17 protein-coding genes are annotated in these 17,186 nt (G+C 68.7%); 9 read left to right on the top strand and 8 right to left on the bottom strand.

Going from position 1 to position 17,186, the window contains the following annotated elements:
* The first annotated feature begins 65 nt into the window (after positions 1–65).
* Together acnA and VFS34_14710 are read left to right on the top strand one after the other, a co-directional pair.
* Positions 66–2,960, top strand: a complete 2,895-nt coding sequence (acnA, locus tag VFS34_14715; GenBank protein ID HET9795704.1) for an aconitate hydratase AcnA — start codon at positions 66–68, stop codon at positions 2,958–2,960.
* An 18-nt stretch (positions 2,961–2,978) separates the two neighbouring features.
* Positions 2,979–3,395, top strand: a complete 417-nt coding sequence (locus VFS34_14710) for an MscL family protein (GenBank protein HET9795703.1) — start codon at positions 2,979–2,981, stop codon at positions 3,393–3,395.
* Positions 3,396–3,550: 155 nt separating this feature from the next.
* Here VFS34_14710 and VFS34_14705 read toward each other — a convergent pair whose 3' ends face one another.
* The gene (locus tag VFS34_14705) at positions 3,551–4,654 is read right to left on the bottom strand and encodes a helix-hairpin-helix domain-containing protein (protein HET9795702.1); all 1,104 of its coding nucleotides are present in this window, start codon (positions 4,652–4,654) and stop codon (positions 3,551–3,553) included.
* Between the two features lie 7 nt (positions 4,655–4,661).
* Positions 4,662–4,883 carry a hypothetical protein gene (locus VFS34_14700; protein ID HET9795701.1) on the bottom strand — a complete coding sequence of 74 codons (222 nt, stop codon included), beginning with the start codon at positions 4,881–4,883 and terminating at the stop codon, positions 4,662–4,664.
* Positions 4,884–5,028: 145 nt separating this feature from the next.
* Here VFS34_14700 and mscL point away from each other — a divergent pair, with 145 nt between their 5' ends.
* Positions 5,029–5,463, top strand: coding sequence for a large conductance mechanosensitive channel protein MscL (gene mscL / locus VFS34_14695; protein HET9795700.1), 435 nt, complete (start codon positions 5,029–5,031; stop codon positions 5,461–5,463).
* 70 nt (positions 5,464–5,533) lie between these two features.
* Complete coding sequence (locus VFS34_14690; GenBank protein HET9795699.1) at positions 5,534–6,268, top strand: DUF481 domain-containing protein; 735 nt, start codon at positions 5,534–5,536, stop codon at positions 6,266–6,268.
* A gap of 45 nt (positions 6,269–6,313) precedes the next feature.
* On the opposite strand, the gene VFS34_14685 is transcribed toward VFS34_14690, so the two are convergent.
* From VFS34_14685 to VFS34_14670, 4 genes are all read right to left on the bottom strand, one after another.
* Complete coding sequence (locus tag VFS34_14685; protein HET9795698.1) at positions 6,314–8,527, bottom strand: UvrD-helicase domain-containing protein; 2,214 nt, start codon at positions 8,525–8,527, stop codon at positions 6,314–6,316.
* A 154-nt stretch (positions 8,528–8,681) separates the two neighbouring features.
* The gene (glmS, locus tag VFS34_14680) at positions 8,682–10,508 is read right to left on the bottom strand and encodes a glutamine--fructose-6-phosphate transaminase (isomerizing) (protein ID HET9795697.1); all 1,827 of its coding nucleotides are present in this window, start codon (positions 10,506–10,508) and stop codon (positions 8,682–8,684) included.
* A gap of 200 nt (positions 10,509–10,708) precedes the next feature.
* A complete protein-coding gene (gene glmU / locus VFS34_14675; protein ID HET9795696.1) occupies positions 10,709–12,019 on the bottom strand; it encodes a bifunctional UDP-N-acetylglucosamine diphosphorylase/glucosamine-1-phosphate N-acetyltransferase GlmU in 1,311 nt (436 codons plus the stop codon).
* A 63-nt stretch (positions 12,020–12,082) separates the two neighbouring features.
* Positions 12,083–12,757: a hypothetical protein gene (locus VFS34_14670; GenBank protein ID HET9795695.1), complete on the bottom strand. Its 675-nt coding sequence runs from the start codon at positions 12,755–12,757 to the stop codon at positions 12,083–12,085.
* A 132-nt stretch (positions 12,758–12,889) separates the two neighbouring features.
* On the opposite strand from VFS34_14670, the gene VFS34_14665 reads away from it, so the two are divergent.
* The 3 genes from VFS34_14665 to VFS34_14655 all read left to right on the top strand — a co-directional run bounded on the left by VFS34_14665 (position 12,890) and on the right by VFS34_14655 (position 14,041).
* Positions 12,890–13,171: a hypothetical protein gene (locus tag VFS34_14665; GenBank protein ID HET9795694.1), complete on the top strand. Its 282-nt coding sequence runs from the start codon at positions 12,890–12,892 to the stop codon at positions 13,169–13,171.
* Positions 13,172–13,262: 91 nt separating this feature from the next.
* Positions 13,263–13,715, top strand: a complete 453-nt coding sequence (locus tag VFS34_14660) for an Mpo1-like protein (GenBank protein HET9795693.1) — start codon at positions 13,263–13,265, stop codon at positions 13,713–13,715.
* A gap of 59 nt (positions 13,716–13,774) precedes the next feature.
* Positions 13,775–14,041: a ferredoxin family protein gene (locus VFS34_14655; protein HET9795692.1), complete on the top strand. Its 267-nt coding sequence runs from the start codon at positions 13,775–13,777 to the stop codon at positions 14,039–14,041.
* A 167-nt stretch (positions 14,042–14,208) separates the two neighbouring features.
* Here the strand turns inward: VFS34_14655 and VFS34_14650 are convergent, their stop codons facing one another.
* Entirely contained in the window at positions 14,209–14,967 is a 759-nt protein-coding gene (locus VFS34_14650; GenBank protein HET9795691.1) for a dienelactone hydrolase family protein, read from the bottom strand.
* A 71-nt stretch (positions 14,968–15,038) separates the two neighbouring features.
* On the opposite strand from VFS34_14650, the gene VFS34_14645 reads away from it, so the two are divergent.
* Together VFS34_14645 and VFS34_14640 are read left to right on the top strand one after the other, a co-directional pair.
* Positions 15,039–15,551: a SprT-like domain-containing protein gene (locus VFS34_14645; protein ID HET9795690.1), complete on the top strand. Its 513-nt coding sequence runs from the start codon at positions 15,039–15,041 to the stop codon at positions 15,549–15,551.
* Positions 15,548–16,402, top strand: a complete 855-nt coding sequence (locus VFS34_14640) for a DMT family transporter (protein ID HET9795689.1) — start codon at positions 15,548–15,550, stop codon at positions 16,400–16,402. Before VFS34_14645 ends, VFS34_14640 begins: the two co-directional genes overlap by 4 nt.
* 51 nt (positions 16,403–16,453) lie before the next feature.
* Here VFS34_14640 and VFS34_14635 read toward each other — a convergent pair.
* Positions 16,454–17,186: hypothetical protein (locus VFS34_14635; GenBank protein HET9795688.1), on the bottom strand; the 733-nt coding region annotated here is incomplete at its 5' end.

Below are 17,186 nucleotides of genomic sequence, written 5' to 3'. Positions count from 1 at the left end.
CCGCCCCGCGCCGCTGATGCATTCGAATCCTGGGAATCGGGATCGTTGCGATAGGCTAAGAATCGATGAAGAACGAACAGAAATACCTCGATTCCTTCGGCACGCGCCGGGACCTCGCGGCGGGGGGCGCCACCTGCGAGATCCGCTCGCTCGCCGCTCTCGAGAAGGCGGGCCTCTCCGGCATTTCCCGGCTTCCCGTCTCGCTCCGGATCCTCCTCGAGAACCTGCTGCGGTTCGAGGACGGACGCATCGTGAAACGGGAGGACATCGCGGCGCTCGCCGCGTGGGACCCGAAAGCGAAGCCCTCGCGCGAGACGCAGTTCACGCCGGCCCGCGTGCTCCTGCAGGACTTCACCGGGGTGCCGTGCGTCGTCGACCTCGCCGCGATGCGGGACGCCGTCGCCGCCTGGGGAGGCGACCCCGCGCGGATCAATCCGCTCCGGCCGGCGGACCTCGTGATCGACCACTCCGTCCAGGTGGACGTCTTCGGAAAGCCGACCGCCTTCGCGGAGAACGCGAAGATCGAGTTCGAGCGCAACGCCGAGCGGTATTCGTTCCTGAAATGGGGACAGACCGCGTTCGACCGGTTCCGGGTCGTTCCTCCGGACACCGGGATCGTCCACCAGGTCAACCTCGAGTTCCTCGCGCGCGTGACGTTCGTCGAGCCGCGCGCCTCCGGCAATCCGCTCGCGTATTTCGACACGCTCGTCGGCACCGACTCGCACACGACGATGATCAACGGCCTCGGCGTTCTCGGCTGGGGCGTCGGAGGAATCGAGGCGGAGGCGGCGCTCCTCGGCCAGCCGATCTCGATGCTCATCCCGGAGGTCATCGGCTTCCGGCTGACGGGATCCCTCTCGCCCGGCGCGACCGCGACCGATCTCGTGCTGACGGTCACGCAGATGCTCCGCCAGAAGGGCGTCGTGGGGAAGTTCGTCGAGTTCTACGGGCCGGGAATGGCGGCGCTCGCGCTCGCCGACCGGGCGACGATCGCGAACATGGCCCCGGAATACGGCGCGACGATGGGGTTCTTCCCGGCCGACGACGAGACCCTCCGATATCTCCGCTTCAGCGGCCGCGACGAAGCGCTCGTCGCGCTGACGGAGGCGTACCAGAAGGAGCAGGGCGTCTTCGGCGGAGGCGGCGAGCCCGAGTTCTCGGACCGCATGGAGCTCGACCTCGCGTCCGTCGAGCCGTCGATCGCGGGCCCGAAGCGCCCGCAGGACCGGGTACCGCTGTCCGACGCGAAACGCGAATTCCGGCGCTCGCTCGCGCAGATCCTCGAGAAGAGCACGGCGAAAGTGACCAAGACGGCGGTCGAACGGTGGGTGGGCGAGGGAGGCAACGTCGATCCGGTGCCGGCCGAGCTCGCGCAGCCGGAAGACCTCGGCCACCTGCGGACGTGCGCGACGATCCCGCTCGACGGAAAATCGGTGGAGCTGACGCACGGGTCGGTCGTGATCGCCGCGATCACGTCGTGCACGAACACGTCGAACCCTTCCGTGATGATCGCCGCCGGACTCCTCGCGAAGAAGGCGGTCGAGCGGGGCCTTCGCGCTCCGGCCCAGGTCAAGACGAGCCTCGCCCCGGGCTCGAAGGTGGTCACGGAGTACCTCCGGGAGGCCGGGCTGCAGGACGCGCTCGACCGCGTCGGCTTCCAGCTCGTCGGATACGGCTGCACGACCTGCATCGGCAACAGCGGCCCGCTGCCGGAGGCGGTCGGAAAGGCCGTCAAGGAGCACGACCTCGTCGCCGCCGCTGTCCTCTCGGGAAACCGGAACTTCGAAGGGCGCATCAATCCCCTCGTCCGCGCGAACTACCTCATGTCGCCGCCCCTCGTCGTCGCCTACGCGCTCGCGGGCCGCATGGACATCAACCTGACGCGCGATCCGATCGGCACGGGAAAGGACGGCGCGCCGGTGTATCTCTCCGACATCTGGCCCTCCCCGCGGGAAGTCGCCGAGACGATGCGCGCCGCGGTCCGGCCGGAACAGTTCCGCCGGACGTACGCGAAAGTCTTCGAGGGCGAAGCGGAGTGGAACGCGATCGAGGTCCCGGCCGGGAGCCGCTACGCGTGGCCGGAATCGACGTACATCAAGTCGCCGTCGTTCCTGCACGATCTCCCGAAGACGCCGGTCCCCCTTTCGGACATCCGCGCCGCGCGGGTTCTCGCGTACCTGGGCGACTCGGTCACCACCGATCACATCTCCCCCGCGGGATCGATCGCCGCCGACGGCCCCGCGGGCCGCTACCTCGTCGCGCACGGCGTTCCGCCGTCGCAGTTCAACTCCTACGGCTCACGGCGCGGGAACCATGAGGTGATGGTGCGCGGCACGTTCGCGAACATCCGGCTCCGCAACAAGCTCGCCCCGGGGACCGAGGGCGGCGTCACCCGGTACCTCCCCGGCGGAGAGGCGATGTCGATCTTCGACGCGGCCGAGAAGTACCGCGCCGAGAACGTGCCGCTGATCATCCTCGCGGGAAAGGAGTACGGCTCGGGGTCGTCCCGCGACTGGGCGGCCAAGGGAACGCTCCTCCTCGGGGTCCGCGCCGTGATCGCGGAATCGTTCGAGCGGATCCACCGGAGCAACCTCATCGGGATGGGCGTTCTGCCGCTCCAGTTCGCCGGGGGGGAGAGCGCCGAAACCCTCGGCCTGACGGGCGAGGAGATCTTCTCGATCGGGGGGATCGCCGACGGATTCGCTCCCGGCAGGCTGATGCGCGTCCGAGCCGTCTCCGCCACCGGCACCGCGAAGGAATTCACGGTGCTGTCGCGCGTCGATACGCCCAACGAAGGGGACTACTACCGCCACGGAGGCATATTGCCGTTCGTCCTCCGCTCGATGCTCTCCGCCCAGCAGCACGGCCATCCATCGAGCCGCGCCTCGTCGCCGCCGATACTCTGCCGCGTGTATCCGGGCGTGATTTCCTCGGCCGTCGCCCGTTTCGGAACGCGATAATCGGCCCGGGAGGAGAACATGAACCTCTGGACCGAGTTCAAGCAGTTCCTGCTCAAGCAGAACGCCCTCGCGCTCGCGATCGGCGTCATCATCGGCGCCGCGATCGGCAAGGTCGTCTCGGCGATCGCCGACGACGTCATCAACCCGATCGCCGGACTCCTGCTTCCGGCGGGCGACTGGCGGAGCGCGAAGATCGTGCTTTCGCGCGCGGTGGACGGCACCGGAAAGATGACCGAGAACGCGATCGCTTACGGCGACCTGCTCGGACGGGCGATCGACTTCTTCATCATCGGGATCGTCGTCTTCCTGATCGCGAAGGCGTTCATCCCGAGGGCGTCCTCGAAGATCACGACGAAGACCTGCCTGGAATGCGAGGAAATCATCCCGGCCGGCGCCCGCCGCTGCAAGGCCTGCGGCCAGCCGCAGGCGGCGTGAGATGAGCCGGCGCGGCGATTCCTGGCCGCGCCGGACATTCGTCAGAACGAGGCGTTCAGCGGCGCGCGCCCATCGGCCCCGGGGAGCCGAGATCGTGTATTATTGACTCCTCGCATCCGGCCAGGGGCGGGCCGCGCGACCGCTGCGACGCCGGGCTATTTCTTCGGCATGCCCTGCTTGGACGCCCGATATCCCGCCTTGATGGCGTCCGCCTCGTTCATGAACTTCCCTTCCTTCGTCTTCCCGTACCAGGGATCGCCCTCGCGGTGGTAGACCTTCGTCGCGGTGTTGACCCACACCATTCCCGGGGACGGAGGGGTCTGCGCCTGCGCGGAAGGCACGGGGGCGGGAGCCGCCGTCGCCGGAGCGCCCGCGCGGCGCGGCGCGGCCGGAGCCGGCGAAGGGGCGGCCGCGGCCCCGGCTCCCCCGGAGCTCGCTCCCGGTGCCGCGGCCCCGGCCGTGACGAGCGGAGAGATCTTTTCGATCGTCTTCGCGGAGATCCCCGCGCGCGACAGGTCCTGAACGGACGCATACGGCCGGCCGGCGATGATCTTCTTCGCGGTCGCCGGGCCGACGCCGGGAAGCGCCTCGAGCTCCTTCTGCGAACCGGTGTTGACGTCCACCCGGCCGCCGGTCGTCGGGGCAGCCGCCTTGCCGGCAGGGAATTTCGGGGCGGCGGATGTATTCATCGGCCTCGCGGCGGCGTCGACCTTGACGAGAGGCGTGACCTTCTGGATCGTCTTCTCGGAGAGTCCCGCCCGCGCGAGATCCTCCACCGAGGAGTACGGCCTCCCGGCGATGATCTTCTTCGCCGTCGCGGAGCCGACGCCGGGCAGCGCCTCGAGCTCCTTCGCGGACGCCGTGTTCAGATCGATCGCCCCCGAAACCGCCGGAGCGGCCTCTCTTCCCCGGGCCGAAGGGCTCGCGGGGGCGGACGATTTCTTCGGCGTGGCCGATGCGCCGCCGACCGTGACGAGCGGGGTCAGTTTTTCGATCGTCTTCGCGGAAACTCCCGCGCGCGAGAGGTCCGCGACCGACGCGTACGGCCGTCCCGCGACGATCTTCTTCGCCGTCGCGGCGCCGATGCCGGGGAGGGCCTCCAGTTCCTTCTGGGACGCCGAGTTGATGTCGACCGCCGCAGTCGACGCCGCCTTCGCCGGCTCCTTCGCTTTCGCCCTGGCGTCGGCGGGAGGCGGCCCGGCCAGCAGGATCGCGGCCCAGGCCGCGAACAGGATCGTTCCCAGTCTCGTCGTTCGCATCACGCTCTCACTTCTTGAACCCGGCCGGCAGCTTTTCGGCCAGCTTCTTCTTCTGTTCGTCCACCATGCCGGCGACCTTCTGGCCGGCCTGGTTCTTGAGCTCTTCCGCCTTCGTGGCGAGCGTCTGCTTGCCCTCCGCGAGGAGCTCCCGCCCCTGGGCCACCGCGAGTTCCTTCCCTTTCTCCGCCAGTTCCCGGGCTTCTTCCTTGATCTTGTCCATGATTCCCATGCCGGACTCCTTTCGGGAGGCGGTCAGCCAGTCGCGACCGCCGGGACGTCAATCGTATACTTCCACCGGCCCGCGACACTGGAAGTTCCCGGTGGCCTCGAGAGCGTTCGATCTGGTCCATCCCCGCAAATTGGCTCGCCCTCGGGTGCACGAAAAGAGAAAGGGGATCGAGATGATCAAGGAATTCAAGGAGTTCCTCCTCAAGCAGAACGCGATCGCCCTGGCCATCGGCGTCATCATCGGCGCCGGAATCGGCAAGGTGGTCGCGGCCATCGCCGACGACGTCCTCAATCCGATCATCGGACTGCTGCTGCCGGCCGGCGACTGGCGAAACGCGAAGATCGTCCTTTCGCGGGCCACGGACGCCGGGGGGAAGGTCACCGAGAACGCGATCGCGTACGGCGACCTGATCGGCCGAATGGTCGACTTCATCATCATCGCTTTCGTCGTGTACATGATCACGAAGGCGTTCCTCCCGAAACCGGGTCAGCCGACGACGAAGGAATGCCCCGAGTGCCGGGAAGTGATTCCGAAGGACGCGCGGCGCTGCAAGGCGTGCGCCCAGCCGCAGCCCGCGTGATCTCTCCGGCGGATTCCCGATGCCGCCGGCATCATTCGTGAATTCGGGGACCTGACGGGGAGGAAACCGCATGAAGATCCGATCGGGTGTGCTCGCCATCGTCGTTCTCCTGGCCGCCGGTGCCGCCTTCGCCGAGGAACCGCCTGCCGGCCCCCCGCCGGTCTGGTCGGGGAAGGCCGAAGCGTCGTACGTGGGGACGACCGGAAACACGAACGTCCAGACGGTCGGCGCGGGACTCGAGATCGATTTCAAGAAGGACGTCTGGAACGGGCTCGCCAAGGGAGCGTTCGTCCAGGGGAAGACGGATGGCGTGACGACGGCCAAGACGATTGCCGGCGAGTTGCGCGCCGCCCGCAACTTCACCCCGCGATTCGAGCTCTTCGTGCAGGACGACTATTTCAAGAACGAGTTCGCGGGCATCGAGCAGCGCCTCTCCACGCTGGGAGGCGCGGCGTACTCGGTCGTCAAGACCCCGGCGCAGGAGCTGAAATTGCAAGCCGGCGCCGGCTACACGAGAGAAAGGCGCGTCGTCGGCGAGGACAAGTCGTTCGGGACCGGACAGGCGGGCTTCCTCTACAAGTGGAAGGTTTCGTCGACGACGGACATCTCGGAAGAATTCTCGTACGTCGACAGCTTCAAGGATTCGAGCGACTGGCGGATCGCGAACACGTTCTCGGTGAGTGTGGCGATCAACAAGGTTTTCTCGTTGAAAGCCTCGCACAACCTCGCGTACCTGAACGAGCCGGTGCCCGGGTTCGGCAAGACCGACACGATCACCTCGATCGCTCTCGTGGCGAAGTTCTAGTCCGTCCGTCCCCGCTCGCGCGGATCGCCCGCCGGCCGGCGCGACCTACGCCGGCGTCAGGTTGGCGAACTTCGCGACGAACTTCTTCTTCCCGGCGCGGTCGAAGAAGACGGTCAGCCTCGCCTCGTCTCCCGACCCTTCCTGCTGGAGGACGACGCCGGACCCGTACGTCGGGTGCCGGACCCGGGCCCCGCGCGAGAAGCCGGAAAGCGCGCCCGGGACGGGCGCCCGGCGTCGCGCGACGGTGACCGGGGGCGGCCGGCGAAGCGGGAGACGGACGCGCTCGGTCTTCTCCCAGCGGAAATCGCGATCGTCGTCCTCGTCTCGCGAGAAGAGCGTCGGCACCCCTGCCGCGTCCTCGATCCGGGTGACCGACGGCGGAAGCTCCGCGGCGAAGCGGGATTCCTGCCGCGGCCGCGTCTCGCCGTACAGCATCCTCTGTCGGGCGAGCGTGAGCGTCAGGCGCCGGCGTGCCCGGGTCATCCCGACGTAGAGCAGCCGGCGCTCCTCCTCGATCTCGTCCTCGGAGCCCGCGCTCTGCACGTGCGGCAGGAAGCCCTCCTCGAGGCCGGCGACGTAGACGTCCGAGAACTCCAGGCCCTTGGCCGAGTGCAGCGTCATGAGGGTGACGGCGCCCGAGGGCCTCGGGGCGTCCGCGTCCGTCGCGAGGGACACGGCGTCGAGAAATCCGCGCACCGTCGCGCCCTCCCCTTCCCGGCGCTCGTACTCCCGGGCCGCCGAAACCAGCTCGACCAGGTTCTCGCGCCGGGCGACGTCCTCCCGTTCGGAAGAGGCCGCGTAGAGCGCCCGGTACCCGGAGGTCTCCAGGAGGAACTCGAGGAGCGCCGACGGAGAGAGCTCCCCCGCCCTCGCCCGACCGGCTTCCACGACCCCGCGAAACCGGTCGAGGGCGATCCGCGCGCGCTCCGTGACGCCGGGCACGTCGGCGGACGCCTCGAAGAGCGAGATGCCGCGCTCGCGCGCCGATGCGGCGAGCCGCTCGACGGTGACGCCGCCGATTCCCCGCGCCGGCACGTTGACGACCCGGCGAAACGCCAGGTCGTCCGCGGGGTCGAGAGCGAGCCGGTAGTAGGCGACCGCGTCCTTGACCTCCGCCCGCTCGTAGAACTTCATCCCGCCGATGACGACGTAGGGCACGTTCTGCCTCATCAGCTCGTCCTCGAACGAGCGGGACTGCGCGTTGACGCGGAAGAGGACGGCGAACTCGGAGAGCGGCCTTTCGGCGCGCCGGATCTCGGAGACGACCGCCTCCGCCTCCACGCGATCGTCGCGGAAGGCTCGCACCTCGACGGGCTGGCCCGGCCCCGCCTCCGAGACGAGCTTCTTCGGGCGGCGCCGGCGGTTGTGCGAGACGACGGCGGCGGCCGCGTCCAGGATCGTCGCCGTCGAGCGGTAGTTCCGGGTGAGGGCGACGATCCGCGCGCCGGGGAAATCCTGCTCGAAGCGCAGGATGTGCTCGACGCGCGCACCCCGCCACGCATAGATCGACTGGTCCTCGTCTCCGACGGCGCAGAGCGAGCGGGCCTTCTCGCCGAGGAGCTTGATCAGCGCGTCCTGCGCGGCGTTCGTGTCCTGGTATTCGTCGACGAGAAGATGCTCGATCGCCGAGCGCTCCCGGTCCCGGAGAGCGTCCGATTCCCGCAGCGCCCGGACCGGAACGGCGATCAGATCGTCGAAATCGAACGCGTTCGCGGCTCGGAGCTTCTTCTCGTACCGGGCGAACACCCCGGCGATGCGCGTGCCCGCGAAATCGCCCTCTTCGGCCGCGAATCTCTCGGCGGAGCGGGCGGACGATTTCGCGTCCGAGATCCGCGCGTGCACCGCGCCGGGAGTGAACGTCTGCTCGGAGAGGCCGAGCTCTTCCATCGACTCCCGCACGAGCGCGACCTGGTCCGCGGTGTCCGCGATGGAGAAGCTCGCGGTCCGCCCCTCGGCGCCGCCGGTCCGCCGCAGGAACCGCAGGCCCCAGGAATGGAACGTTCCGACGAACGACGGCAGCCGGCGGCCGACGAGGGCCGCGACCCGCTCGCGCATCTCTTCGGCGGCCTTGTTCGTGAAGGTCACGGCGACGATCCGGCGCGCGTCCGCGCCCTCGCGCACGAGCCGGGCGAGACGGCGCGTCACGACGCGCGTCTTCCCCGAGCCCGCGCCGGCGAGGACGAGCATCGGGCCCTCCCCCGCGAGCACCGCTTCGCGCTGCTCCGGGTTGAGGTCCTGGAGGAGAGGGTCAGCGTCCATGAAGGGGGGCATTATTCACGAGAGCGGCCGGATTCCCAAGAACCGCAGACCGCGCCGTCGCGGGCGAGGCAGGCGGCGCGAGAGCGTTCGCCTCGACTCGCCCGTGAGGCAGGAGCCCAGCTCCGCTGCAAGCTCCGGCAGAGCGTCGACCGCTCTATTCCACAGTCACGCTTTTTGCGAGGTTCCGCGGCTGGTCGACGTCGCAGCCGAGGATCACGGCGACGTGATACGCGAAGAGCTGGAGCGGAATGACGGAAATGATCGGCTGGAGCTCCGGAATCGTCTCGGGGATCTCGATGACGTCGTCGGCGAGCTCCTCGATCTCTCCGTCCACGTGCGTCGTGACCACGATCGCGCGCGCGTCGCGGGACTTCACCTCGCGAAGGTTCGAGAGCGTCTTTTCGCGCCACCCGTCGCGCGGAGCGAGCACGACGACCGGCATCTCCTCCGAGATCAGCGCGATCGGGCCGTGCTTCATCTCGCCCGCCGGGTAGCCCTCCGCATGAATGTAGGAGATCTCCTTCAGCTTCAGCGCCCCTTCGAGCGCGATCGGGTAGTGGGTACCCCGGCCGAGATAGAGGAAATCGCGGAAATGCGACAGCTTCCTCGCGAGCGTTTCGAGCTGCGGCTCCTTGCGGATCGTCTTTTCCATCAGTCCGGGAAGCTGGGCGAGGGCCTCCGTCTCCTCCGCGGTCAGCCCGGCGCGGATTCCCCGGACCTCGCGGAGGCGCGCGGCGATCAGGAAGAACACGAGCAGCTGCGTCGTGAACGCCTTCGTCGACGCGACGCCGATCTCGGGTCCGGCGTGCGTCGGCCACACCGCCTCGGCCATCCGGGCGATCTGGGAGCCGGGAACGTTCACGATCGCGCCGAGCGAGGCACCCTGCCGCCGCGCTTCCTGGAGCGCCGCGACCGTGTCCGCCGTCTCGCCCGACTGGGAGACGCCGATCGCGAGCGTCGCCTCGGAGACGACGGGCGCCCGGTACCGGAACTCGCTCCCGTAGTCGACCTCGACCGGAATGCGCGCCATGCGCTCGATCAGGAACTTTCCGACGAGGCTCGCGTGCCACGAGGTACCGCAGGCGAGGAGCAGGACGCGATCGATCCGCGACGCGCGCGCGGGGGAGAGAAGCGGGTCGTCGAACTCGAGCGCGCCCGTCTCGAGCGAGACCTTCCCTCCCATGCTCTCCGCGACCGCGACGGGCTGCTCGTGGATCTCCTTCGCCATGAAGTGGAGATACCCGGACTTCTCGGCGGAAACCGCGTCCCAGGCGAGCTGCCGGACGGGCCGCTCCGCTTCGTTTCCGTCCGCGTCCGTGATCCGGATCGACGCCGCGTCGACGCGGGCGACGTCGCCGTCTTCGAGGAAGATCACGCGCCGCGTCCAGGGCAGGACCGCCGTCGCGTCGGAGGCGACGAAATTCTCCCCCTCTCCCACCCCGAGGACGATCGGAGGGCCGGATCGCGCCGCGACCAGGACGCCGGGCTCGTCGACCGACGAAACGACGACCGCGTAGGCCCCGACGAGGGTCTGTCTCGCCTCCCGAACGGCGGCGAACAGGTCTCCCCGATAGCAGCGCTCCACCTCGTGGGCGAAGACCTCCGTGTCCGTGTCGGAGAGGAACACCTGTCCCTCGGATTTCAGGAGAGCCTTGCGCGAGGCGAAGTTCTCGATGATCCCGTTGTGGATCACCGCGATCCGGCGGTTCCCGGAGAGGTGCGGATGGGCGTTGCGCTCGACCGGCTTTCCGTGGGTGGCCCACCGCGTATGGCCGATCCCGGTCGTGCCGGGAGGCATGTTCCCGTTCAGCTTGTCGACGAGAGCGCCGAGCTTCCCTTCGGCGCGGGCGATGAAAAACTTCCCCTGCTCGAGGACCGCGATGCCGGCGGAATCGTAGCCCCGGTACTCGAGCCGCCGAAGCCCGTCGAGCAGGACGGGCGCGGCTTCCCGCCCGCCGACATAACCGACGATCCCGCACATGGTCTTTAGTCGCTCCGTTACCCGCCGCCGCGGCGGCGAATCATGTCCTGCATCGGTATGGTCCCGGTCGATTCCGGCATCTTTCGCGCTCTCCCGTCGCAAAAAGAATGCCGTCTCCATTGTTCCCGAAAAGCCCGGCGAACGAAAGGCGACCGCGGCGAAAAGAGCGCGGAGCCGCGGCGGAAACGACGCGCCGCCGGTTATTTTCCGTTCTTCTTCCGGCGCGCCGCCGCCCATCCCTCGATGTTCCGCTGCGCTTCCCGGGAGATCGCGAGCGCCCCCGGCGGCACGCTCTTGGTGATCGTCGATCCGGCGCCCACGTAGGCGCCGTCGCCGATCTCGACCGGCGCGACGAGCTGCGTGTCGCTTCCGATGAAGGCCCCGCGGCCGATGCGGGTGAAATGCTTCTTCTCGCCGTCGTAATTGCAGGTGATCGTGCCCGCGCCGATGTTCGCGTCCTCCCCGACCTCGGTGTCCCCGAGATACGAAAGATGGGACGCCTTCGCCCCCTTCTTCAGGTGCGCCTTCTTCGTCTCGACGAAGTTCCCGACCCGGACGTCCTCCTCGAGGACGGTGCCGGGCCGCAGCCGCGCGAAGGGGCCGACCGTCGTGCGCGGGCCGACGACCGAATCGTTCACGTCGCAGAACGACTTGATCTCGCACCCTTCGGCGAGACGCGTCCGCCCTTCGAGCACCACGAACGGATGGATCACGACGTCGCGGGCGGCGGAAACGTAAGGCCCGACCAGGGTCGACTCCGGATCGAGCAGCGTCGCTCCCTGGTCGATCAGCCGCTCGGCGCCGCGGCGGCGCTCCACCGCGTCGGCGAACGCGAGCTCCCGGCGCGAGTTGACGCCCATCGCCTCGCGGGGATCCGGGATCTCGATCGCTTCGACGGCCGCCTTCGCGCGAACCAGCGCGGTGACCGCGTCCGTCAGGTAGTACTCCCCCGCCGCGTTGTCGTCGCGGATGTCGCGCAGTCCGCGGGCCAGGGCCGCGCGGTCGAAACAGTAGATCCCGGCGTTGATCTCGCGGATCTTCTTCTGCGCGGCCGTCGCGTCGCGCACTTCGACGATCGCGGCGAACCGGCCGCCGCGCCGCACGATCCGGCCGAGCGAGCCCGGTTCGTCGGGACGGGCGGAAAAGAGCGCCGCGGCCGCGCGCGTCTTTCGGAAATGATCGAGCAGGAGGCGCAGCGAATCCGCGGTGATGAGGGGAGTGTCGCCGGAGAGCACGAGAACGGGGCCGCGGGATTCCTCGAGGAGGGGGAGCGCGCGCGCGACGGCGTCGCCGGTTCCCCGGGGCGGATCCTGGATCGCGATGCGCACGCGCGGCCGGCCGGCGACGACCGCCGCGACCCGCTCGCGGCCGTGCCCGGCGACGACGACGATCCCCCGGGGATCCAGCTTCTCCGCTTCGTCGAGGACCGCCTCGAGCATCGGGCGTCCGGCGACTCGGTGGAGCACCTTCGGGAGGTCGGAGTTCATCCGGGTTCCCGCGCCGGCGGCCATGACGATCACCGACGGGGCAGGGACGGGCGGAGCCGGGGGTTTCTTCAGGAGCTCTTCTTGCGGCTACGCCGTCGCCGCGGTCAGCTTCTGGAAATGAGCGCTGCCCCGCAGCGGCTCGAAATCGGGATCCCGCCGGGCGAGGGCGCGGCTCCCCTCGTCTTCCGTGATCGCCTGCTCGAGGGCCTCGAGGGCGCTCTCGGCCTCGTTCAACTGCGCGTAGCAGCACGCGAGGAGGTACGGCACCTTGCCGTCGCCGTTCTTGCGCGAAGACTTCTTCAGCTGCTCGATCGCCCCCTGGAAGTTCTTCCGGTTCTTCTCGACGAGCGCCGCGTAGTAGACGTCCTCCGCGTCGCCGGCCGGGCGCGCGGCGGTCTTCGTGCGCCGCTGGCAGACCGCGAGGTAGAGCCGCGCGCGGTCGGCGAGCTCGCGCTCGTCGCCGAACCCGTCGAGGAGCGCGCGGAAGTGCTTTTCCGCTTCCTCGTACTTCTTCTTCTGGAGAGCCGCCGCGCCCTTCTCGTATTCCTTGCGGGCCGCCTCCGAGTGTTTGAACATCTCGCGAAACGACGCGGGCGTCTTTCCGTTGGACGCGTTTTCGGCCGGGCGGAGACCGAGCTTCTCGATCTTCGCCTCCACTTCCTCGACCCGCGCCTCGAGCCGGTCGGCGAGAGACTGGACGTCCATCTTGTCGGCGTTGTCGCGGAGGAACCGGAGATCCGTTTCAGACCAGCGCTTCGTCATGCTGCCTCCCCCGGCAAGGTATAAAAACGACGAATGGTAAGAGCGCGCCGGGATCGTGTCAAGCGTCGCGCCCCGGCCGCGCGATCGGAATTTCGGCCGGGCGTCGCGCGTTACGGCGTGGGGAGAAATGTCGTGAAGAAGAACACCGTCGCTTTCGTCATGTCGATCGCCGTCGCGGCCGCGGTCGCTTCCGCCGCGGAGAAGACCGTTTCCGTCACCGGGGTCGTCGAGAGCTATTCGGCCGCCAGCCATGCCTTCACGGTGAAGACGGAGGCCGGAGAGACGGTTTCGCTGGTCTGGACGAAGGAGACGAAGTTCAACGGCGTCGTCGCCCAGGGCGCCCGCGTGACCGTGCGGTTCACGCCCCGGGCCGGCGGCCCGAACGTCGCGCAGACCGTCGGCGTTCTCAAGTAAGCCGCGCCGACCGTCCGCGCTCTCGGACGCGGCCCGACCGCCCCGTCGCTGCGCGGGGCCGTACCGGATGGCCGTGGCGTAGAATCTTTGGGTGACCTCCCGGGCCGCCCGGCTCTTCGACGACTACGCGTCGGCGCACCGAACCCCGGGAAACCGCCTCTGCCACTCGGTGGGGATTCCCTCGATCGTCTTCTCGATCGTCCTCGCTCTGACGGCCGTTCCTCTCGGTTCCCGCATGACCGCGGCGGAGCCCGTGATCGCCGCCGTCTCGGTCGCCGGGTTCGCCGTCGACCCGCTCCCGGCCGCCGTCTTCCTTCTGTTCTCCGCCGCGTGCGACGTCGCGGGCCGGTTCCTGGTCGCGGAGGCGGGCGTGCGCCCGGCGCTGCTCCTCGCGGCCGCCCTTTTCGCGACTGGCTGGGCTTTCCAGCTCGTCGGCCACGCCGTTTTCGAGAAGAACCGGCCGGCCTTCGCGCGCAACCTCCGCCACCTTCTCATCGGGCCGCTCTGGATCTCGCGCAAGGCGATCGGACGCGCGGCCCGCTGATCGCCGCGGTCGCTCAGGAATCCGATCTGCTAGAATCGCCCGCCGGAGGAAAACTTTCGATGGGAATGTACATCATCGCCGAGCCGTGCATCGGGACGAAGGACACCGCCTGCGTCGACGTGTGCCCGGTCGACTGCATTCATCCGCGCAAGGACGAAAGCGGCTTCGAAGCCGCCGAGATGCTCTACATCGACCCCGATACGTGCATCCAGTGCGGCAACTGCGAACCCGCGTGCCCGGTCACGGCGATCTTCACCGAAGAGACGATCCCCGAGAAGTGGAAGCACTTCCAGCAGATCAACGCCGACTGGTACAAGAACAAGTGAGCCCGGAGCACTCACGACCGTGAGTGCCAGGGCTTATCCCGAGCGAAGCGAAGGATCTCCCGGACGGCGAGCCCGCGCTCCCCGGCGCGTCACGCTCCATCGCGGGCGAGCGGGCAAAGGCCGCCCTCCCTTCCGCCCCTTCCGCGCGTGGCCGGGGACCTCGGACGCTAGCCCTTCTTCAACTCCTTCGCGAGGAACGCGTCCGTCCGCGCGTCGGCGTCGCGGGCCGCCTCCGGCCGGTAGACCTTCGGATCGGGGTTGGACGCGAATCCGTGTCCCGCGCCCGGGTAGACCTTGAAGTCGATCGTCTTGCCGGCCGCCCGCGCCTCCTTCTCGAAGGCTTCGACGGAAGACGGCGGGATCCCCTGGTCCTCGGCGCCGAAGTTCCCGAGCATGGGCGCGCGAATCTTCGCGATCGTCTTCGGGTCCGTCACGAGCCGGCCGTAGTTGACGACGCACGCGGCGAGCGCGGGCTCCTCGATCGCGGCCTCGAGCGAATAGCCGCCCCCCATGCACCAGCCGATCGAGCCGATCCTCCCCGGATCCACGTCCGGGCGCGACGCGAGATAGCGGAACGCCGCGTCGAGATCGCGCGCCGCCCGGTCCTCGGGAAGGCCGCGCATCAGCTGGTGCGCGACGTCCGGGTCGTTCCCGGCGGATTTCCCGCGGTACAGGTCGACGGCGAGCGACACGTAGCCCTCCTGCGCGAAATGGTCCGCCTTTCCGCGCACCCAGTCGTTCAATCCCCACCATTCATGGACCACGATCAGCGCCGGGTGCTTCCCTCCTCCGGCAGGTTCGGAGAGATAGGCCGTGACCGTCTCGTCCCCGCTCTTGTAGGAAACGCTCTTACCGGTTCCCGCGCCCCAGGAGCGCGCCGAGAGGAACAGGGCGGCCGCCATGCAGAGTCCGATCGTCCTTTTCAACTCCCACCTCCCGAAAGCGATTCTACGACTCGTTCGTCCCGCGGAGTCTTGTCGTAGAATCCGGGAACTCGATGCCCGAACAAGGTTCCCTTTTCCCGATTCCGGCCGACGAGCGGACGCGCCTCCAGCAGATCTACGACGGGCTCGCCGAGCGCTTCGGACTCCATCCCGCGCGCGTCCGGATATCCCGCCGGAAGCTCACCGGCGGGCACATCACCTACGGGCCGCCGCACACGATCGTGATCTCGGCGCATCTCTCCGAGCGCGACAAGGTCGAGACGCTGAAGCACGAAGCGGCGCACGCGTACTGTTTCCGGTCGCACGGCCCGGACGAGGCGCACTCGCCGAAGTTCTGGAAGATCGCCCGGGCGTTCGGCGCCCGCCGGCGGCACGCGCCGGAGACCGTCGCCTTGAACGAGTTCCGCAAGAAGCGCGAGATCGTCTACCGCTGCGAGACGTGCCGCGGCCACTTCCTCCGCATCCGGCCGTTCCGCCGGGCCATGCTCTGCGCGGCCTGCCATCGGAAAGGACGGCCCGCCCGTCTCCGGCGGGTGCGTTCGGACTCGCCCGGAAAATCGAAGTGACGCGCGAGCGGCGGGGCGCGATCCAGGTCGCCGCCGCCGCGATCCTCTGGTCGAGCGGAGGCCTCGCGATCAAGGAGGTCGACCTCCCCCCGCTCGCGATCGTCTTCCACCGCGCCTGGATCGCCACGATCGTCCTGCTCGTCCTGCTCCGGCCGAAGAGGATCCGGCCCACGCCGACGCTCGCCGCGTCGGTCTTCGTCTACGCCGGGATGGTGATCACGTTCGTCGTCGCCACGAAGTGGACCACCGCGGCGAACGCGATCTTCCTCCAGGACTCCGGGATCGTCTGGGTGCTCCTCTTCTCGCCGCTCATCGCCCGCGACGCGATCCGCGGGCGCGACGTCGCGGCGGCCGCCGCGTGTCTGGCCGGGATGACGCTCTTCTTCGTCGGCCGGCTCTCTCCGCACGGAATGGCCGGCAACGGAATCGCCCTCCTCTCGGGCGCCTTCTACGCCGTGACGGTCCTCCTGCTGCGGCGGCAGCGCGGCGACGCCTCGAAGTGGACCGCGATCTTCGGAAACGCCCTCGGCGCGCTCTGCGCCGCCTTCTTCGTCCCGCGGCCGTTCTCGATCCCGATCGGCGACTTCGCGATCCTCGCGTTCCTCGGCGTCGTCCAGATCGGCTGCGCGTACGCGCTCTTCGTGAAGGGACTCGAGGCGATCACCGCCGCGGAAGCATCGATCATCTCGCTCCTCGAGCCGGTTCTGAATCCGATCTGGGTCTTTCTCGGGATCGGCGAGAAGCCCACGCCCTTCGCGATCGTCGGCGCCGCGATCGTGCTCGCCGCGATCGCCTGGCGGACGCTCGTCACGGGAAGCTCGCCGACGGGCGGAGTGCCGACTCCGGACTGAGGGGAGCGGCGATCGCTCGCCGCTCCCCCGTTCATCGTGGCATGAGGAACGTCACGGGCAGGTGAACGTCGAATCGTCGAAGAGCAGCGAAAACGGGGCGCCCGCCGGGTTGACGTACGCCTTCGATATCCCCGTTTCGGTGTCCGTGACCGTGACGGTGACGCCGAGATGTGTCAGTCCGTTGACGTAGACGTCGAACGTGCCCGTCCCCCGGCATGCGTCGAGGATTTTGACGACGACTTCTATATCCGATGGATTGAAGAACCAGAACGCCCCGGCGTTCGGAGTGATCGACGCGGCGTTGCCCGTTCCGGACTGTCCCGATCCCTCCCAGGCGGCCGTTACCCGGAAGATGCCCAGGCAGAGCGTGCGGGCGTCCGGGAAACATGGCGCGGCCGGATCGAGGCGACCGATCTTGTTGCTCCCGGCCTCCGTGAACCAGATAGCGTGATCCGGGCCGACCGTGATCCCCGAAGGTCCGGAACCGGCCGGCAGGGAAATCTCCGCGATTTCGCCATTCGGCGTGATTCGACCAATGCGGTCAGCGCCTTCGGTGAACCAGAGATTACCGTCGGGACCGGCGGTGATGTACCGCGCGCCGCTCCCCGACGGGATCGGATACATGGTGATTCCTCCCGACGGCGTCGAACGGCCGATCGCGCCGTGACGGGCGTCCGTGAACCAGAGGTTGCCGTCCGGGCCGGCGGCAATCTGCTCGGGGTTGTTTCCCGCGGCGTCGAACAGCGTGATCTGCCCGGCGAGGGTGATCTTCCCGATCTGGCCC

This window comes from Thermoanaerobaculia bacterium, assembly GCA_035717485.1.
Classification (GTDB): domain Bacteria; phylum Acidobacteriota; class Thermoanaerobaculia; order UBA5066; family DATFVB01; genus DATFVB01.
Note: the sequence above shows the minus strand (reverse complement) of the source record. Positions and strands in the feature narration are given on the sequence as shown.

What these genes read in the sequence shown, in the direction of transcription:
- acnA (HET9795704.1), top strand. Translation starts at nt 66, where the DNA reads ATGAAGAACGAACAGAAATACCTCGATTCCTTCGGCACGCGCCGGGAC.
- VFS34_14710 (HET9795703.1), top strand. Translation starts at nt 2,979, where the DNA reads ATGAACCTCTGGACCGAGTTCAAGCAGTTCCTGCTCAAGCAGAACGCC.
- VFS34_14705 (HET9795702.1), bottom strand. Translation starts at nt 4,654, where the DNA reads ATGCGAACGACGAGACTGGGAACGATCCTGTTCGCGGCCTGGGCCGCG.
- VFS34_14700 (HET9795701.1), bottom strand. Translation starts at nt 4,883, where the DNA reads ATGGGAATCATGGACAAGATCAAGGAAGAAGCCCGGGAACTGGCGGAG.
- VFS34_14690 (HET9795699.1), top strand. Translation starts at nt 5,534, where the DNA reads ATGAAGATCCGATCGGGTGTGCTCGCCATCGTCGTTCTCCTGGCCGCC.
- VFS34_14685 (HET9795698.1), bottom strand. Translation starts at nt 8,527, where the DNA reads ATGGACGCTGACCCTCTCCTCCAGGACCTCAACCCGGAGCAGCGCGAA.
- glmS (HET9795697.1), bottom strand. Translation starts at nt 10,508, where the DNA reads ATGTGCGGGATCGTCGGTTATGTCGGCGGGCGGGAAGCCGCGCCCGTC.
- glmU (HET9795696.1), bottom strand. Translation starts at nt 12,019, where the DNA reads ATGGCCGCCGGCGCGGGAACCCGGATGAACTCCGACCTCCCGAAGGTG.
- VFS34_14670 (HET9795695.1), bottom strand. Translation starts at nt 12,757, where the DNA reads ATGACGAAGCGCTGGTCTGAAACGGATCTCCGGTTCCTCCGCGACAAC.
- VFS34_14655 (HET9795692.1), top strand. Translation starts at nt 13,775, where the DNA reads ATGGGAATGTACATCATCGCCGAGCCGTGCATCGGGACGAAGGACACC.
- VFS34_14645 (HET9795690.1), top strand. Translation starts at nt 15,039, where the DNA reads ATGCCCGAACAAGGTTCCCTTTTCCCGATTCCGGCCGACGAGCGGACG.